15 protein-coding genes are annotated in these 16,212 nt (G+C 56.7%); 4 read left to right on the top strand and 11 right to left on the bottom strand.

All coding sequences use genetic code 11. The annotated features are described in order from the left end of the window. Positions 1–15 precede the first annotated feature (15 nt). Entirely contained in the window at positions 16–948 is a 933-nt protein-coding gene (locus tag ABLV17_RS14390) for an Rpn family recombination-promoting nuclease/putative transposase (RefSeq protein WP_113374976.1), read from the top strand. A gap of 47 nt (positions 949–995) precedes the next feature. Here ABLV17_RS14390 and rhtC read toward each other — a convergent pair whose 3' ends face one another. The 3 genes from rhtC to pldA all read right to left on the bottom strand — a co-directional run bounded on the left by rhtC (position 996) and on the right by pldA (position 4,444). After that, on the bottom strand, positions 996–1,616 hold the full coding sequence (rhtC, locus tag ABLV17_RS14385; protein WP_032715391.1) for a threonine export protein RhtC: 621 nt from the start codon (positions 1,614–1,616) through the stop codon (positions 996–998). Positions 1,617–1,677: 61 nt separating this feature from the next. Further along, positions 1,678–3,504, bottom strand: a complete 1,827-nt coding sequence (gene recQ / locus ABLV17_RS14380; protein WP_348854338.1) for an ATP-dependent DNA helicase RecQ — start codon at positions 3,502–3,504, stop codon at positions 1,678–1,680. Between the two features lie 67 nt (positions 3,505–3,571). Next, complete coding sequence (gene pldA / locus ABLV17_RS14375; protein WP_348854337.1) at positions 3,572–4,444, bottom strand: phospholipase A; 873 nt, start codon at positions 4,442–4,444, stop codon at positions 3,572–3,574. A gap of 155 nt (positions 4,445–4,599) precedes the next feature. Between pldA and yigI the strand changes: the two genes are divergently transcribed. Next, positions 4,600–5,064 carry an acyl-CoA thioesterase YigI gene (gene yigI / locus ABLV17_RS14370; protein ID WP_004097567.1) on the top strand — a complete coding sequence of 155 codons (465 nt, stop codon included), beginning with the start codon at positions 4,600–4,602 and terminating at the stop codon, positions 5,062–5,064. A gap of 48 nt (positions 5,065–5,112) precedes the next feature. Beyond that, positions 5,113–6,006 (top strand): EamA family transporter RarD, encoded by an 894-nt coding sequence (gene rarD / locus ABLV17_RS14365; RefSeq protein ID WP_015368860.1) that lies wholly within the window; start codon positions 5,113–5,115, stop codon positions 6,004–6,006. A gap of 88 nt (positions 6,007–6,094) precedes the next feature. On the opposite strand, the gene corA is transcribed toward rarD, so the two are convergent. From corA to ABLV17_RS14330, 7 genes are all read right to left on the bottom strand, one after another. After that, entirely contained in the window at positions 6,095–7,045 is a 951-nt protein-coding gene (corA, locus tag ABLV17_RS14360) for a magnesium/cobalt transporter CorA (RefSeq protein WP_002883400.1), read from the bottom strand. A 355-nt stretch (positions 7,046–7,400) separates the two neighbouring features. Then, a complete protein-coding gene (gene uvrD / locus ABLV17_RS14355) occupies positions 7,401–9,563 on the bottom strand; it encodes a DNA helicase II (RefSeq protein ID WP_015368861.1) in 2,163 nt (720 codons plus the stop codon). A 63-nt stretch (positions 9,564–9,626) separates the two neighbouring features. Further along, on the bottom strand, positions 9,627–10,343 hold the full coding sequence (gene yigB, locus ABLV17_RS14350) for a 5-amino-6-(5-phospho-D-ribitylamino)uracil phosphatase YigB (RefSeq protein WP_015368862.1): 717 nt from the start codon (positions 10,341–10,343) through the stop codon (positions 9,627–9,629). Next, positions 10,343–11,245 (bottom strand): tyrosine recombinase XerC, encoded by a 903-nt coding sequence (xerC, locus tag ABLV17_RS14345; RefSeq protein WP_213794875.1) that lies wholly within the window; start codon positions 11,243–11,245, stop codon positions 10,343–10,345. The genes yigB and xerC overlap by 1 nt, the downstream gene beginning before the upstream one ends. After that, positions 11,242–11,949 carry a DUF484 domain-containing protein gene (locus ABLV17_RS14340; RefSeq protein WP_087858701.1) on the bottom strand — a complete coding sequence of 236 codons (708 nt, stop codon included), beginning with the start codon at positions 11,947–11,949 and terminating at the stop codon, positions 11,242–11,244. Before ABLV17_RS14340 ends, xerC begins: the two co-directional genes overlap by 4 nt. After that, the gene (dapF, locus tag ABLV17_RS14335; RefSeq protein WP_015703982.1) at positions 11,946–12,770 is read right to left on the bottom strand and encodes a diaminopimelate epimerase; all 825 of its coding nucleotides are present in this window, start codon (positions 12,768–12,770) and stop codon (positions 11,946–11,948) included. Before dapF ends, ABLV17_RS14340 begins: the two co-directional genes overlap by 4 nt. Before the next feature lie 35 nt (positions 12,771–12,805). Beyond that, positions 12,806–13,009, bottom strand: a complete 204-nt coding sequence (locus ABLV17_RS14330; protein WP_020077593.1) for a lipoprotein — start codon at positions 13,007–13,009, stop codon at positions 12,806–12,808. 263 nt (positions 13,010–13,272) lie between these two features. Here ABLV17_RS14330 and cyaY point away from each other — a divergent pair, with 263 nt between their 5' ends. Beyond that, complete coding sequence (gene cyaY, locus ABLV17_RS14325; RefSeq protein WP_015368867.1) at positions 13,273–13,593, top strand: iron donor protein CyaY; 321 nt, start codon at positions 13,273–13,275, stop codon at positions 13,591–13,593. A 48-nt stretch (positions 13,594–13,641) separates the two neighbouring features. Here the strand turns inward: cyaY and cyaA are convergent, their stop codons facing one another. Beyond that, a complete protein-coding gene (gene cyaA / locus ABLV17_RS14320) occupies positions 13,642–16,194 on the bottom strand; it encodes a class I adenylate cyclase (RefSeq protein WP_015368868.1) in 2,553 nt (850 codons plus the stop codon). Positions 16,195–16,212 lie beyond the last annotated feature (18 nt).

Genomic DNA, 16,212 nt, shown 5'->3' with positions numbered 1-16,212 from the left:
CACGGATGAACGAAAATGGCGGAAACGGCAACCCCTCATGATGCAGTCTTTAAGACCTTTCTGTCGCGGGTAGAAACGGCGCGCGATTTTATTGAGATCCACCTTCCGCCGGCGTTAATTCAGGTTTGCAAACTGGATACGCTTCGCCTGGAATCCGGGAGTTTTCTGGAAGATGACCTGCGGCCCTACTACAGCGATATTCTTTATTCGCTGGAGACAAACCGCGGCCCGGGGTATATCCATGTCCTGATAGAACACCAGAGTTCACCCGATAAACTGATGGCATTCCGCCTGATGCGCTACGCCATCGCCGCCATGCAGAGGCATCTGGAGAATGGTCATAAAACGTTACCGCTGGTAATTCCCATTCTCTTTTATCAAGGACGCCGCAGCCCCTATCCATGGTCGCTGAACTGGCTGGATAATTTTGACGACTCGATGCTTGCCCATCAGCTCTATTCAGGCGCGTTTCCGCTGGTCGATATTACGGTGATCCCTGATGACGAAATTATGCGCCACCGCAGTATGGCGGCGCTTACACTGGTACAAAAACATATTCGCCAGCGCGATATGGCACAACTGCTGGACAAGTTGACCCATCTCTTAATGTTGGAGCAGATGAGCGGACAACAAATCGCCGTGCTGATAAAATATATGGCTCAGGCGGGAGAAGCTCAGGATATTCGGGCGCTATTGTATGGGCTGGCACAGCGTGTGCCGCAGCATGGAGGAATGCTAATGACTCTGGCAGAAACGTGGCTCGCAGAAGGTAGAGAGAAAGGTATTAAAGAAGGTATTAAAGAAGGTATTAAAGAAGGCATCAAAGAAGGAAAACTACAGGCCCTTTTACAGGTCGCCGCAGCGATGCTCAATCGCGGCATGGATGACGATGCCATCCTGGAAATGACCGGTTTGACCAGGGATGAACTACAGCGCCTTCGTCACTAATGTCTGCCCCACCCGGCAACCAACCGGGTGGATAATCGCATGACGAGTTAGCGCGAAATAATCAGATGAATGCCGAAACCGGCAAACAGGGTTCCTGCGATGCCGTCTATCCACTTTGCCATCCGCTGATAGCCGCGGCGCATTTTCGGCAGTGCGAAGAGGCTGGCTACGATGGTGAACCACGCCAGCGTTTCAAGGACGATCAGCAGGAAAATTCCCCAACGCGCCCCGGCGCCGATGTTATCGCCAACGAACAGCGAGAAGACCGATCCGAAGTAGATAATCGCTTTCGGGTTGGCGAGGTTAGTCAGCAGGCCCTTCAGGAAACTGCGCCCGCTACGCGCCAGCTCAACCTGCGGTTCCGCTGCCGCTACATCAGTTTTCTTCAGCGCGCCGCGCAGCATTTGATAGCCCATCCAGCACAGATACAGCCCACCGCCGACCATAATCAACGTATGCAGCCAGGCCATTTTCTCGATAATCAGATGCAAGCCGAGCAGCGCGACGCCCGCCCAGACCATCACGCCGCCGGTGATCCCCAGCACGCCCATCATCGCCTCTTTGCGCGAGCGGCTCACCGCGGTTTGCGAAACGAAGAAAAAATCCGGCCCTGGACTCATTAGCGCAATGATGTGCACCAGCGCCACGGTGAGAAAAAGCATCAACATGTTTAACTCGCAGGGAAATAGTGAAGAAGGAAACTATTCTGGCACCTTTTCCCGCGGCTGACTACTCATCATCGCCATCGACATGAGCACGTATCAGCGCCATGAATTCTTTACCGAAGCGCTCAAGCTTGCGAGTCCCCACGCCGTTGACGCTAAGCATCTCCCCGGCGGTAAGCGGCGACTGTTCGGCCATCTCAATAAGCGTCGCGTCGTTAAAGACGACGTATGGCGGGATATTCTCCTCGTCGGCGATCGCTTTACGTAATTTACGCAGCTTGGCAAACAGCTTGCGGTCGTAATTGCCGCCGAAGGATTTCTGCATCGCTTTCGGTTTTAGCGCCACGATACGCGGCACGGCGAGCTGCAGCGGGACTTCACCGCGCAGTACCGGACGCGCGGCCTCGGTGAGCTGCAGCGCGGAGTGCTGGGCAATATTTTGCGTCACCAGTCCGAGGTGGATTAACTGGCGAATCACGCTCACCCAGTGCTCGTGGCTCTGCTCGCGACCAATACCGTAAACCGGCAGTTTATCGTGGTTCAGGTCGCGGATACGCTGATTGTTGGCGCCGCGGAGTACTTCAACCACGTAGCCCATCCCGAAGCGTTGCTTCACCCGGTAAATAGTTGAAAGCGCCTTGCGCGCGTCCATTAAGCCATCGTACTGCTTTGGCGGGTCAAGACAGATATCACAGTTGCCGCACGGCTCCTGGCGCCCTTCGCCAAAATAGTTCAGCAGCACCAAACGGCGACAGGTCTGCGCTTCGGCAAAGGCGCCCATCGCATTCAGCTTATGACGTTCAATATCCTGCAGCGGCCCGGCGGGCTTCTCCTCCAGGCAGCGGCGCAGCCACGCCATATCCGCCGGATCGTAAAACAGCATCGCTTCCGCCGGCAGGCCGTCACGCCCGGCGCGGCCGGTTTCTTGATAATAGGATTCAATATTGCGCGGGATATCAAAGTGCACCACAAAGCGGACGTTCGGCTTGTTAATGCCCATACCGAAGGCCACCGTCGCCACCACGATCTGCAGATCGTCACGCTGGAATTTCTCCTGCACGTCGGCACGAATATCATTTTCCAGGCCAGCATGGTAGGCCGCCGCGCTGATGCCGCGGCTTTGCAGCCTGGCGGCGGTGTCTTCAACTTTAGAACGGCTGTTGCAGTAGATAATCCCTGATTTACCGCGCTGATCCTGGACGTATCGCATCAACTGATCGAGCGGCTTAAATTTCTCCATCAGCATATAGCGGATATTGGGGCGATCGAAGCTACTAACCTGAATCAGCGGATCGTTAAGCCCCAGCAGGCGAACAATATCGCGGCGGGTGGTGTCATCCGCGGTGGCGGTGAGCGCCATAAACGGAATATGCGGCATCCGCTGACGCAGCTGGCCCAACGCGGCATATTCCGGGCGGAAATCATGGCCCCACTGCGAGATACAGTGCGCCTCATCCACCGCCAGCATCGCTAAGTTCCAGTGGCTCAGATGCTCCAGGAAGTTGTCCAGCATCAGGCGTTCCGGCGCGATATACAGCAGACGAATCTGCCCGCTGCGGCACCCCGCCATCACCTCTTGCTGCTGCTCGCGGCTCTGAGTCGAGTTAAGACAAGCCGCGGCGACGCCGTTAGCCAGCAGCTGATCGACCTGGTCTTTCATCAGCGAAATCAGCGGCGACACGACAACCGTCAGGCCGCCTAGCACCAATGCAGGCACCTGATAGCACAGCGACTTACCGCCGCCGGTCGGCATCACCACCAGGCAATCGCGGCCTTCCAGCGCCGTGGCGATGATCGATTCCTGGCCCGGGCGGAACTGCTGGTAGCCGAAGGTCTCTTGTAAAACCTGCTTAGCCAGCGATTCCTGATTTAATACTTCCGCCTGTGCCACGTTGACCCCATCCGCCTGAAAAGAAAACAGGCGCTATTTTCAGCGCCTGAGAGCCAGAGTGCAACGATTAAAACAGATCGTTGAGCATCACGCCGACGCCGACCCGCGTCTGATTGAAGTTATAGTCGATGAGCGACTCGCCATAACCGCTGTACACCTGAGTATAGGCGCGCACGTGTTTGGTAATAGGGTAACTGACCCCGATTTCCGCGCCGCCGTAGCCCGTATTCCAGTTATATTGCCCCTGAGCGCTAAAAATAGCTTCCCCCAGCTGGTAGCCAATCTTCAGGCGGTAGTACCCCATGTATTTCGTAATATCCGGGTTATCATCGGTGCTGCCGACCACATACCACGGCTTCACTTCAACCAGCCAGTTACCGTTTTTCGCCATCAGGCGAGTATACAGGCGGTTCCAGCTACGTGACGTTGGATCGGAACGGCCGTTAGAGTCGTGGTTATAGCCGACTTCGATATCGCGCAAGGTCCAGCCGGCAAACTCATAATCCGTCGCGAAGCCAAGGAAGAGCTGAGGCTCGTAGTTAGTTTCGCGAAACGGCGCCGAGCCTTTACTGTTAGAGAGCTGCCACCAGGATTTTTGCGTATAGGAGGCGCCAAGCAGCGAATTATCGCCGAGAATGCCGCGCCATAACGGGAATGCCAGGCTGAGCTGGAACTTCACCTCATCCTTACGCGCGTCATCTGCCCAGTCGTAACTACGAATAGCCTCTTTATTGAGATCGCTGGTCCACGTATAGAGCAGATAGTTGCTCTCATAAGGATAAAGCAGGAACGGATTATCATGGTCCTGCAGCAGGTTGGCGATAATACTGCCCCGTACCGCGGGTTTGTCATGAACGGATTGTTCAATCGGCGCGTCCTGCGCCAGAACGCCCGCCGGCAGCGCGCTAAGCGCCAGCAGCCAGGCTAAAGAGATACGCATTACTGTTCTCCTGAAGAAGGGTTCTTATTTAATGTTTTGTCCTGCTGCCATTCTACCTATTTATCCACCTCCCGCTGCGTTATCGCCTCCGAAAGTGGAAATCAATATTTTTGAAGCATAAAATCAACATTTCATTAACGAAATGGACCTCTGCTATGTCTGAACTGACCGCCGCCGCCGCGCTAAAGCTGGTGGGAGAGATTTTTGTTTATCACATGCCTTTTAACCGTGCGCTGGGGCTTGAGCTGGAGCGTTATGAAAAGGAATTTGCCCAGCTCAGCTTTAATAATCAGCCGATGATGGTTGGCAACTGGGCACAGAGTATCCTGCACGGCGGCGTTATCGCCTCTGCGCTGGATGTCGCCGCTGGGCTGGTCTGCGTCGGCAGCACCCTGACTCGCCATGACACTATCAATGAAGAAGAGCTGCGCCAGCGCCTCTCGCGGATGGGAACTATCGATTTGCGCGTCGATTACTTACGCCCTGGCCGCGGCGAGCGCTTTACCGCCACCAGCAGCCTGCTGCGCGCTGGAAACAAAGTCGCGGTGGCCCGCGTCGAGCTGCATAACGAAGAGCAGGTTTATATCGCCAGCGCCACGGCCACCTATATGGTGGGTTGATTGCCGCAGATCGAGTAACATCACTCTCTTTGGCAATGGATTCTACCAATGGACGCAAAACAAACGCGGCTGGGCGTTATGCTGGCGCTGGCCGCCTATTTTATCTGGGGTATCGCACCGGCGTACTTCAAACTTATTTACTACGTTCCCGCCGATGAAATCCTCACGCATCGCGTGATCTGGTCTTTCTTTTTCATGGTGGCGCTCATCAGCGTCAGCCGCCAGTGGCCGCAGGTAAAAAAACTGCTAAAAACCCCGCGCAAGATCTTCCTGCTCGCGCTCTCTGCAGTGCTGGTCGGCGGCAACTGGCTGCTCTTTATCTGGGCGGTCAATAACCACCATATGCTGGAAGCCAGCCTCGGCTACTTTATTAACCCGCTGGTTAATATCGTGCTCGGGATGATTTTCCTCGGCGAACGCTTTCGTCGGCTGCAGTGGTTGGCGGTGATCCTCGCCTTCTGCGGCGTGCTGGTGCAGTTGTGGACCTTTGGCTCACTGCCGGTAATCGGCCTTGGGCTAGCCTTCAGCTTTGCCTTCTACGGACTGGTACGTAAGAAAATCGCCGTCGATGCGCAGACCGGCATGTTGGTGGAAACGCTATGGCTGCTGCCAGTGGCGGCGATCTGGCTTTTCGGCATCACTGATAGCCCAACCAGCCATATGGGAGACAACCCCTGGTCGCTCAATTTGCTACTAATGGCCGCGGGCGTGGTAACCACCATCCCCCTGCTGTGCTTCACCGGCGCGGCGACCCGCCTGCGCTTGTCGACGCTGGGCTTTTTCCAGTACATCGGCCCGACGCTGATGTTCCTGCTGGCGGTAACGTTCTACGGTGAAGTGCCGGGCACGGATAAAATGGTAACCTTCGCCTTTATCTGGGTGGCGCTGGCGATATTCGTGATGGATGCGGTATATACGCAAAGACGGGGGCGTCGGGGATAGGATATTACCCGATGTCGGCTACGCCTTATCCGGCCTACAAAAGCACAACACGTAGGCCCGGATAAGCGAAGCGCATCCGGCACAACAACTACAGCCAGTTTTTACGCTTGAAGTAGAGATACGGCGCCAGGCCGGCCAACATCATAAACACGATGGCTCCCGGATAACCAAAGCTCCAGTGGAGTTCCGGCATAAACTCAAAGTTCATCCCATAGCTGGACGCCACCAGCGTCGGCGGCAGGAACACCACTGAGACCACCGAGAAGATCTTGATAATGCGGTTCTGCTCGATGTTGATAAAGCCCATCGCCGCCTGCATCAGAAAGTTCACCTTCTGGAACAGCGATTCGTTGTGCGGCAGCAGGGATTCGATATCTCGCAGGATCTCTCGCGCCTGTTCCAGTTGGCCTGCTGGCAAACGCGCCTTGCGCACGAGGAAGTTGAGCGCGCGCTGGGTATCCATCAGACAGAGGCGAACCTTCCAGCCGATATCTTCCAGTTCCGCCAGCGTCGACAGCGCTTCGTCATACTCGTCGCCCTGATGGCCTTCCATAATCACGCGGCTCAGCTTTTCCAGGTCGCTGTAGATGTTTTCTATTTCATCCGCCAGCTGTTCGATTTTGGTCTCGAACAGGTCTAACAGCAGCTCATAGGCGTTGCCGTCGACCAGCGTCTGGTTACGCACGCGCATGCGGTACAGGCGAAAAGCGGGCAGTTCACGCTCGCGCAGGGTAAACAGGCGGCCTTCGCGGATAGTAAACGCCACGGTTGAGTTACCGGCGTGATCGTCAGCATCTTCGAAAAAGAAAAAGGAGTGGATGTGTAAACCATCTTCGTCTTCAAAGAAACGCGCTGACGCTTCGATGTCTTCCAGTTCCGGGCGCGTCGCCAGGTTCTGGCCTAGCTCCGTTTGCACACGGCTACGTTCGTCATCGTCTGGCTCGACCAGATCGACCCACACCGAGCTGGCAAGATGCTTGATCTCATCGGCCTCAAGGCGCGTTAAACGATTATTTTCCAGTTGAAATGCGCTCAGCATGACCGGGACTCCCAATACAAAAAATTTATCGGACAGTTCGATGGGCACACAGAAACTATTTGGGTTTCAGACCATTAAGCCTGACTCAGAGCGACGGGGATAGGACGAGTCGCCGACAACCGCTAAGGCTATCGGCATAAGGGGATAGCCTTAGGAGTTGTTCCTGAATGACAGGAAGTTGAGCCAGCATCTACTGGGTGTGTCCAAGGCGAATGTCCTCTTAGCGTAATCGTGCGCGCATGTTACGCCAGCGCCAAAACGGCGTCAACACGCAAGGGAACGCTAAAGAGCAAATCCTGCCCTTTAGCATATAAGGCTAGCAGATTATTACAAAAAAATTATATTTTTCTTAAAGTTACACCGTTTCCAGCCGGGCATAGGCGGCAACCAGCCATTTAATTCCCTGCCCCTGGAATGCCACCTGCAGCCGGCTATGTTCACCGCTGCCCTCAAGGTTTACGATGGTGCCTTCGCCGAACTTCGGATGCCGAACCCGCTGGCCCAGCTTATAGCCGGTATCGTTCTCCGCCACCGGTGTACCGAGGCGCTGATGGTTAACCGGGCGGCTCACCGTCGCCCGCAGCCGTACCTCTTCCACGCACTCTTCCGGCAGCTCGCCGATAAAGCGCGATGGGCGATGGTAAACCTCTTTGCCGTACAAACGACGGGTTTCGGCGTAGGTCAGCGTCAGTTTCTGCATCGCGCGCGTCACCCCGACGTAGGCCAGACGACGCTCTTCCTCCAGACGACCGCCCTCATCAAGCGCCATCTGGCTCGGGAACATCCCCTCTTCAACGCCGACGATAAACACCTGCGGGAACTCCAGCCCTTTCGCCGAGTGCAGAGTCATCAGCTGTACCGCATCCTGCCAGGTATCCGCCTGCCCTTCGCCGGCTTCCAGCGCGGCGTGGGAGAGGAACGCCTGCAGCGGCATCAGATCTTCATCTTCTTCGTTGTAGCTGAACTGGCGCGTCGCCGTCACCAGTTCTTCCAGGTTTTCGATACGGGTCTGGCCCTTCTCGCCTTTCTCCTGCTCGTACATCATACGCAGGCCGGAATCTTTAATGACCCGATCAGTCTGGACATGCAATGGCATATCGGCGGTTTCCTGCGCCAGCGCGTCGATAAGCTCCATAAAGCGCTGCAGCGCGCTGGCAGCGCGGCCAGCCAGCGCTTTCTCTTTCAGCAGCTCGCGGCAGGCCTGCCACAGCGTCAGCTGACGATCGCGCGAGGTCTGGCGCACCACATCCAGAGTACGATCGCCGATGCCGCGGGTAGGCGTATTGACCACACGCTCAAACGCCGCGTCATCGTTGCGGTTGGCAATCAGGCGCAGATAAGAGAGCGCATCTTTGATTTCCTGACGTTCGAAGAAGCGCATGCCGCCGTAGATACGGTAAGGCATGCTGGCCTGTAGCAGCGCCTCTTCCAGCACGCGCGACTGGGCGTTGCTACGATAGAGAATGGCGCACTGCTCCAGCGCTCCGCCGTTCTCCTGCCAGGTTTTAATTCGGTTAACCACGAAACGCGCTTCATCGAGATCGTTGAAGGCGCAGTACAGCGAAATGGGTTCGCCGTCGGCGCCGTCGGTCCACAGTTTTTTGCCCAACCGCCCGTTGTTGTTTTCAATCAGGGCGTTAGCCGCGCTGAGAATATTGCTGGTCGAACGGTAGTTTTGCTCCAGGCGGATGGTTTCCGCGCCGGGGAAGTCATTCAGGAAGCGCTGAATGTTTTCGACCTGCGCGCCGCGCCAGCCGTAAATCGACTGGTCATCATCGCCGACAATCATCACTTTGCCGGTATCGCCCGCCAGCAGGCGGATCCAGGCATATTGAATGTTGTTGGTATCCTGGAATTCGTCGACGAGAATATTGGTGAAGCGCTCGCGGTAGTGCTGCAGGATATGCGGTTTGTTCAGCCACAGTTCGTGCGCGCGCAGCAGCAGCTCGGCAAAGTCCACCAGCCCGGCGCGATCGCAGGCTTCCTGATAGGCCTGATACACCTTCTGCCAGGTCTGTTCGACCGGGTTGCCGTAGCTCTGAATATGGTGCGGGCGCAGCCCTTCATCTTTTTGGCTGTTGATGTACCACATCGCCTGACGCGGCGGCCATTGCTTCTCATCCAGGTTCATCGCCTTAATCAGGCGCTTCAGCAGGCGTAGCTGGTCTTCGCTATCGAGGATTTGGAAATCCTGCGGCAGGTTGGCATCCAGATGATGGGCGCGTAGCAGGCGATGGGCCAGGCCGTGGAAGGTGCCGACCCACATACCGCCCTGGGTGGTGCCCATCAGTTGGCCGATACGGTGGCGCATTTCCGCCGCCGCTTTGTTGGTAAAGGTCACCGCCATAATGGAATACGGCGAGCAGTTCTCCACGCTCAGCAGCCAGGCGATACGGTGCACCAGTACGCGCGTCTTACCACTGCCCGCCCCTGCCAGAACCAGCATATTGGTGCGCGAGGCCGCTACGGCTTCACGCTGTTTGTCATTAAGGCTGTCGAGCAGGTAAGAAACGTCCATTGGCACCGCCGGAAGAGAAGGGGTTCCACGAACCCCTGTTAATATATACAGAGTTACTGGTGATTATATCAGCGAGGTCAGAGATGCCAACCGTGAAATTTCAATATGCGGCAGCAGGCGGCTATCGGCGGTTTTCATCAGCGAGGCGTCCTGCGGCTTGATCCAGCAGGCCTGCATTCCACAGCGAATTGCGCCAGCTACGTCGGTGGTCAGATCATCGCCGACGTGCAGAATCTGCCCGAGCGGCAAATCCAGACGCTCCGCCGCCAGATGGTACATATCGGCAAACGGCTTGGAGCGGCCATCCGGACCCGCGCGCAGCACGAAACGGAAATAGTCGTTCAGGCCGAACAGTTCCGGCTGGGCGTTACCGTTGGTGATAGCCACCAGCGGCCATTTCTGCGCCAGCTTCGCCAGCGTATCGTGCGTCTCCTGCGGCACATCGACGCGGCTGCGCCAGTGGGCGAAGTTTTCCATCGCCGCATCGGCGCCGGCTTTCGCCTCGGCGGCGGAGAGCCCGGCGTTACGCATCCCTAACTCCAGCGCGCGGTGGCGCCAGACGGTGACATCATGATAAATCTCAGGTTCTGAGGACAATAGCGTTTGTCGCAGCTGATTAAGCGCATGGGCATCAAACTGGCTCAGCGCCGGATGGTAATTGCGCACAAACGTCAGCGATTCCTGCATCGTCCGGTCAATCACCGGGCGGTTATCGTAAAGGGTGTCATCCAGGTCGAACGTCAGCGCGGAGATCGGGCCCAGAGGTCGGTAAAAACGCATTATTTCCCCCGTTTAGCGCGCGGATGCGCGGCATCGTACACCGAGGCAAGGTGTTGAAAATCGAGATGAGTATAGATTTGGGTGGTGGAGAGATTGGCATGCCCCAGCAGCTCCTGCACGCCGCGCAGATCGCCGCTCGACTCCAGCATATGCGTCGCGAAGGAGTGCCGCAGCTTATGCGGATGCACGTGGCTATTGAGCCCCTGCTTGATACCCCACTCGGCAAACCGCTTCTGCACGTTGCGCGCTGAAATGCGCTTACCCAGCTTCGACAAAAACAGCGCGTCGTCATCGCTGCCGAACAGGCCGCGCAAATCCAGCCAGTGTTCGATCCACGCCACCGCGTTGCGTCCAATTGGCAGGCGGCGCTCTTTGCTGCCTTTACCCATCACCCACACTTCCCCTGACTCAAGATCAAGGTGCTTAATATCAAGGTTAACTAACTCAGAAAGACGCAGCCCCGCGCCGTACATCACTTCCAGCATCGCCCGGTCGCGCACCGCGAGCGGGTCGTTAAGGTCGATATCCAGCAGCCGATTCACATCATCAACGTCGATATTTTTCGGCAAATGACGGGGAGTTTTTGGCGCCGCAATCCCCTTCGCCGGGTTAGCCGCTAACTCGCCCTGGCTGACCATCCAGTCGAAGAAACTACGCAGGGCGGAAAGCCGCAGCGCCAGGCTGGCCGGCCCTAAGCCCGCGCGGCGGCTGCGCACGGCAAAGCTACGTACCTGAGCGGCGTCACACTGCTGCCAGCTTTTTAAGCCAGCATCATCCGCCAGCGCGATCAGCGCTTCCAGCTGACGCTGGTAATTCGTGAGCGTAATCGGGCTAAGCTGGCGTTCTACGCCGAGATAGCGCAGGAAGCGGTCGACGCAGGCGAATAGCGGGGAGTCGGTCATGCGCGTTCAATCCAGCGCTCCAGCAGGCCGGGCAGCATACGGGCGATCTCCTGCAGTAGCTGCGTCCCCTGGCCTAGCTGATAATGCTGCGGATCGCGGCTGCTGAAAAACATCACCCCCGGCGCGTCGTCATCGCCCAGTAGCGACATCGCCACCGAGCCGATAGCTTTCGCATCCGGCAGCACCACCAGCAGCTCTGGCCCATTCAGCGGCCCAAGATAGTGACGAGCCTGGCCCAGCCGCTGGATACGAATGGGTTCGAACGCCTGCCGGCTCAACGCCAGATGGGTGAATTTAGACGGCGCGCCGAGATGCCAGCTGTCCGGAAACAGGCGCACCGTCGCACCTGCCAGGCCCAGCTCGCGCGCCCAACGATGAAAGCGGTTGAGCATTTCATCCAGGCTATCGGCGGACGCCAGACGCGTCTGCAGATGGAACAGGCGCTGAAACAGGCTTTGATTGGCCGTCGCCTGTTCCATCAGCAGCGTCATGTTCTCTTCCAACACGTTGATATGGTTACGCGCCCGCAGCATATGCCACTCTACCAGCGAGATGGTGCCACGCACCGGATGCGGGACGCGGATATGCTCTACCTGCGCCGCATTACGAATAAAGAACTCAGGATTTTGCAGCAGATAATCTACTACCGCGCTGTCGTCGAGCGCTGTGGCGAGTTCCTGCTGTTCTTCCCCGATCTGTTTCATAGATGAATAAATCCGTCGTAGACGTGTGCCGCCGGGCCAGTCATATACAACGGTTGACCCGGACCTTTCCAGGCGATGTCGAGACGCCCGCCTGGCAATTCCACGCGTACCTCTTCGGCGAGTAATCCTTGTTGGATACCGACCGCCACCGCCGCACAGGCGCCGCTGCCGCAGGCCTGCGTTTCACCTGCGCCGCGTTCATAGACGCGCAGACGAATATGAGAGCGTTCCACTACCTGCATAAAGCCGATATTGGCGCGTTCCGGAAAACGTTCGTGGCTTTCCATCACCGGACCGAGGGTTTCCACCGCGGCGGTATCCACGTTATCGACCTGAATCACGCAGTGCGGGTTGCCCATTGAGACGACGCCGCACAATACTGTCTGTTCAGCCGCGCGCATAATATAGGTCTTTTCCGCTTTGTTGGCGCGGAATGGGACCTGAGACGGTTCGAAATTCGGCTCGCCCATGTTAACGCGCACCAGATCATCTTCCGTTACGCTTAATACCATACGACCGTTGGCGGTGCTCACGCGGATATCACGTTTATTGGTCAGGCCTTTTAAACGGACAAAGCGGGCGAAGCAGCGCGCGCCGTTGCCGCACTGCGAGACTTCGCTACCGTCAGCATTGAAGATACGGTAGTGGAAGTCCAGATCGGGATCGTACGGCGGCTCGACAACCAACAGCTGGTCGAAGCCGACGCCAAGATGCCGATCCGCCAGGCGACGAATCAGCTCCGGTGAGAAGAAAACATTCTGCGTTACCGCATCAACAACCATGAAGTCGTTGCCGAGGCCATGCATTTTAGAGAACTGCATTATCTACTCCAATTGCGCGGAACAGAACGTTATCGTTAATAGTTAACCTGGGTCGGACCGCCATTATCGCCGCGATCGTTACGATCCGGCGTCGCGCTCTGAATGCCTGGGTTAACCGGCTTGGTCGGCGGCGGCGCGGTTTTGTCTGCCGGCGGGAAATACAGCGGCCCTTTCAAACCGCAGCCGGTCAGGCTGAAGATTGCAAACAGAACGGCAAGCGTGGGTAAAACGTTTTTCATTGATAGTTGCCCATGATTCATTCGTTACTGCTTTCTATCATCGCAGGAGAAGACGTAAAAGCAAGCGTTTAGCATCTGACTGCACGCGCTTTTGTTTCGCGTTATGCTGCGGCCATCTTCAAAAAAGCAGGCTATACCCGTTATAATTCAAGCTGCATGTACGTTGGCTTTCCTCGCTCGCCCCAGTCACTTACTGGAGTAAGCTCCTGGGACTCCCTGCGTCGCCGCCTTCCTGCAACTCGAATTATTTAGGGTATATAACCATGAACGACAGTGAATTCCATCGCCTGGCCGATAGCCTGTGGATGACCATCGAAGAACGTCTGGACGACTGGGACGGCGACAGCGATATCGACTGCGAAATCAATGGCGGCGTGCTGACCATCAGCTTCGAAAATGGCAGTAAGATCATTATTAACCGTCAGGAGCCGCTGCATCAGGTTTGGCTGGCGACCAAGCAAGGCGGCTATCACTTCGATCTGCAAGGCGATGAGTGGATCTGCGATCGCAGCGGCGAACGCTTCTGGGATCTGCTGGAGCAGGCGGCGAGCAATCAGGCCGGCGAGACGGTGAGCTTCCGTTAATGACGTCTTTCCCGGATGGCGGCGCATCGCGCCTTATCCGGGGCAAATCTACGAGTAGCGCTGCTGCAGCACCGGTGAGGCGACCGCTTCCTGGCCCGGCGGCACCGCGGCGGCAATCGCCTGACTGCGGAACGGGATCACCTGCGTGCGTCCGTCAACTTCGACTATCTGATAGAACTGCGGCAGGTTGAAGTTAATGAAGCTTGAGCCGTAGGTGAAGCGATCGTGCGATGACGAGTAGAAGCGGCTGACGTCGCGCACCAGCTCTTCTTTGCTGCCTTCGCAGTGGTGATAGACCTCGGCGCGGTTGCTTTCGTCGAGAATGTAGATGTTAAAGCCGCTGTCATTGTTATCCGCATCTTCAAAGAAGAATTGAATAATCCCTTCGCTGGCGAAGCCATCCACCACCGCCGGCAGCTTAACGTGATTGGTTTCTACCTGTACTGACAGGCCGTGGAGCTTGTTGTGCGAGATAGCGCCGTAGAACTCAATGGCGTTTTCCAGCTTCTGCACCGAAACGTTCAGGCGCTCGAAGAACAGGCCCCAGGTCTGGCCGGAGACGCGCAGCGCTTTGAAGCGCCCGGTGTCCTGACGGGTACTAGAGAGGCGCAGTTCGATGCACTCGGAGACCATCTGCTGCACGCGGGTGCGGATAAGGCCACGCAGATGCTGGCTATAGCAGAACACCTCCACGCTATCCGGCGGCGCGGCATCCTGATGCATTTTGCCGAGAATAGTCTTCAGCGCTTCGATCATCGCCTGCTCGCCGTTAAAGTGCAGCGTGCGCACTTCGTTCCACGAGTTGCGATACAGCAGGTCGACGCTGCCAATCAGGCATTTTTGCTCTTCGCCGAAGCTGAAAACATCGAGCTTACGGAAGTCGAAATGCACCACCTGATTGCGGAAAGCTGCCGTCGGGTCATATTCGAGGTTGACGATAATCGCCAGGTGGCGAATTTCGCACGGGCTGTACAGCGCTTTTGGCGTCGGCGCCGGCAGGCGCAGCGGGAAGTGGTGCGACACGTCGGCCACCATCTCCTGCAGCTTCGGCAAATCGACGATACCGTTGCCCTTAATAAACAGACGGGTGCGTGAGGTCAGCAGGCCGTTAAACCAGGCCCAGGCCACCAGCTTATTAAGATAACGGTTATATTCCAGCGGCTGATGGCTGATAATCGATTCCATATCCGGCGCGCGGTTATACAGATACCAACCGGTACGGTTGGCGCGGCCCGGCGGCACGTGGATAAAGGTCAGATTCGGCTCCGACAGGTCCGGTGAAATTTGCGGGTTCACCAGGGTGACCTTGCCCGGCAGCGCTTCAAAGGCCGCATACAGCTTGCGCGTCAGCACGCCGATATCTTGCGGGCTGGCGGAGACGCTAAGGTTATTGCGCCGAGCGAAGCGGATCAGATTACGATAGCTCTGCATCATCGCGTCGAGCAGTTCGTTGTGCGCTTTGCGCACTTCATCGATTTTCCAGTTAGCGCGGTTATCAAGCATCATCAGACGCTTTTCATCCCAGCCCCACTCTTTCACCAGCTGGCTGACGACTTCACGACGCCAGCCCACGCAGGCGCGCTCGCGGCTGAGTTTTTCACAGACTTTCAAATAGAAGCAGCGACGAACCAGATCGAGACGGGTGTCGTCTTCGATAGCCTGCAGATAGGCGGTTACGCGCTCCAGCATCATGCAGTAAGGGTCGAGACCGAATGAGACAATCTCGCCATCGTGCAGGCGCTGTTTAATATCTTTCGCCAACAGGCGGTTGTTGGGGTATTCCCAGGAGTAGGCTTCCAGCAGCAGCGTTTTCAACACCGCTTTATACGGGGAGTCGATGCTTTTATACAGCTGCCACAGGCTGGCGCCGAAGTACTCTTCCGCCGACAGCGAACTGAGGCCGCCGAGATCGAGCCATTCGTTTGGCGTCAGCACGCCCTGGGCATACAGCCCCATCACGTAATCATCGTAATGATCTTCTTCATCGCCCGGCACCATATTCCACAGAATACGTTTCCCGGCAAGACGCACGGCGGTGCGGTAAAATTCATCGAGCAACAAAATATGCTGGGTCGAACCACAGTCTTCGCCGCCCAGGCTGCCGCTTTCGTTATGGCGGAAGCGGTTTTCGTCGATCAGGAAGAAACTGACCTCGACGCCGAGCGACGCCGCCCAGCTTTCAAGCAGGCTGCATTTACGCTGCAGCAGTTGGCGTTCTTCGTTATCCAGCCAGGCCTGATGGCATACCCAGATATCCAGATCGGAAGAGCAGCTTTGCCCAACGGAAGAGGTACTGCCCATCGAATAGACGCCGGTAATCGGCAGTTCGCCTTTCGGCGGTTCCTGCGTTAGCAGGCCGCGATGCAGTTCGAGTTCGTCAAGATAGTGGCGTTGGGTTTCATCAGGCGTGTAGAGGCAAATGCCGCGGGGAACGTTACCGTCAAGGTAACCCGGCATCAGCGGGTGATGATAATGTAGTAATGTCGGCAGAAGACTGTAAACCTGCTGGAAAGCGGGTCCCATGGCAGCAAGCGCGCGATCCACGCGCAATTGATTGATGGCATCCAGTCTCTGTTTCAGTGTCTCAATATAGAGGTACAAGACATATCGCCTGATGTT

Origin of the sequence: Klebsiella sp. CN_Kp091 (assembly GCF_040065095.1) — a bacterium.
Lineage (GTDB): Bacteria > Pseudomonadota > Gammaproteobacteria > Enterobacterales > Enterobacteriaceae > Klebsiella > Klebsiella aerogenes.
This window is presented reverse-complemented; position numbering and strand designations above follow the sequence as displayed.

What these genes read in the sequence shown, in the direction of transcription:
- ABLV17_RS14390 (WP_113374976.1), top strand. Translation starts at nt 16, where the DNA reads ATGGCGGAAACGGCAACCCCTCATGATGCAGTCTTTAAGACCTTTCTG.
- rhtC (WP_032715391.1), bottom strand. Translation starts at nt 1,616, where the DNA reads ATGTTGATGCTTTTTCTCACCGTGGCGCTGGTGCACATCATTGCGCTA.
- pldA (WP_348854337.1), bottom strand. Translation starts at nt 4,444, where the DNA reads ATGCGTATCTCTTTAGCCTGGCTGCTGGCGCTTAGCGCGCTGCCGGCG.
- yigI (WP_004097567.1), top strand. Translation starts at nt 4,600, where the DNA reads ATGTCTGAACTGACCGCCGCCGCCGCGCTAAAGCTGGTGGGAGAGATT.
- rarD (WP_015368860.1), top strand. Translation starts at nt 5,113, where the DNA reads ATGGACGCAAAACAAACGCGGCTGGGCGTTATGCTGGCGCTGGCCGCC.
- corA (WP_002883400.1), bottom strand. Translation starts at nt 7,045, where the DNA reads ATGCTGAGCGCATTTCAACTGGAAAATAATCGTTTAACGCGCCTTGAG.
- uvrD (WP_015368861.1), bottom strand. Translation starts at nt 9,563, where the DNA reads ATGGACGTTTCTTACCTGCTCGACAGCCTTAATGACAAACAGCGTGAA.
- yigB (WP_015368862.1), bottom strand. Translation starts at nt 10,343, where the DNA reads ATGCGTTTTTACCGACCTCTGGGCCCGATCTCCGCGCTGACGTTCGAC.
- xerC (WP_213794875.1), bottom strand. Translation starts at nt 11,245, where the DNA reads ATGACCGACTCCCCGCTATTCGCCTGCGTCGACCGCTTCCTGCGCTAT.
- ABLV17_RS14340 (WP_087858701.1), bottom strand. Translation starts at nt 11,949, where the DNA reads ATGAAACAGATCGGGGAAGAACAGCAGGAACTCGCCACAGCGCTCGAC.
- dapF (WP_015703982.1), bottom strand. Translation starts at nt 12,770, where the DNA reads ATGCAGTTCTCTAAAATGCATGGCCTCGGCAACGACTTCATGGTTGTT.
- ABLV17_RS14330 (WP_020077593.1), bottom strand. Translation starts at nt 13,009, where the DNA reads ATGAAAAACGTTTTACCCACGCTTGCCGTTCTGTTTGCAATCTTCAGC.
- cyaY (WP_015368867.1), top strand. Translation starts at nt 13,273, where the DNA reads ATGAACGACAGTGAATTCCATCGCCTGGCCGATAGCCTGTGGATGACC.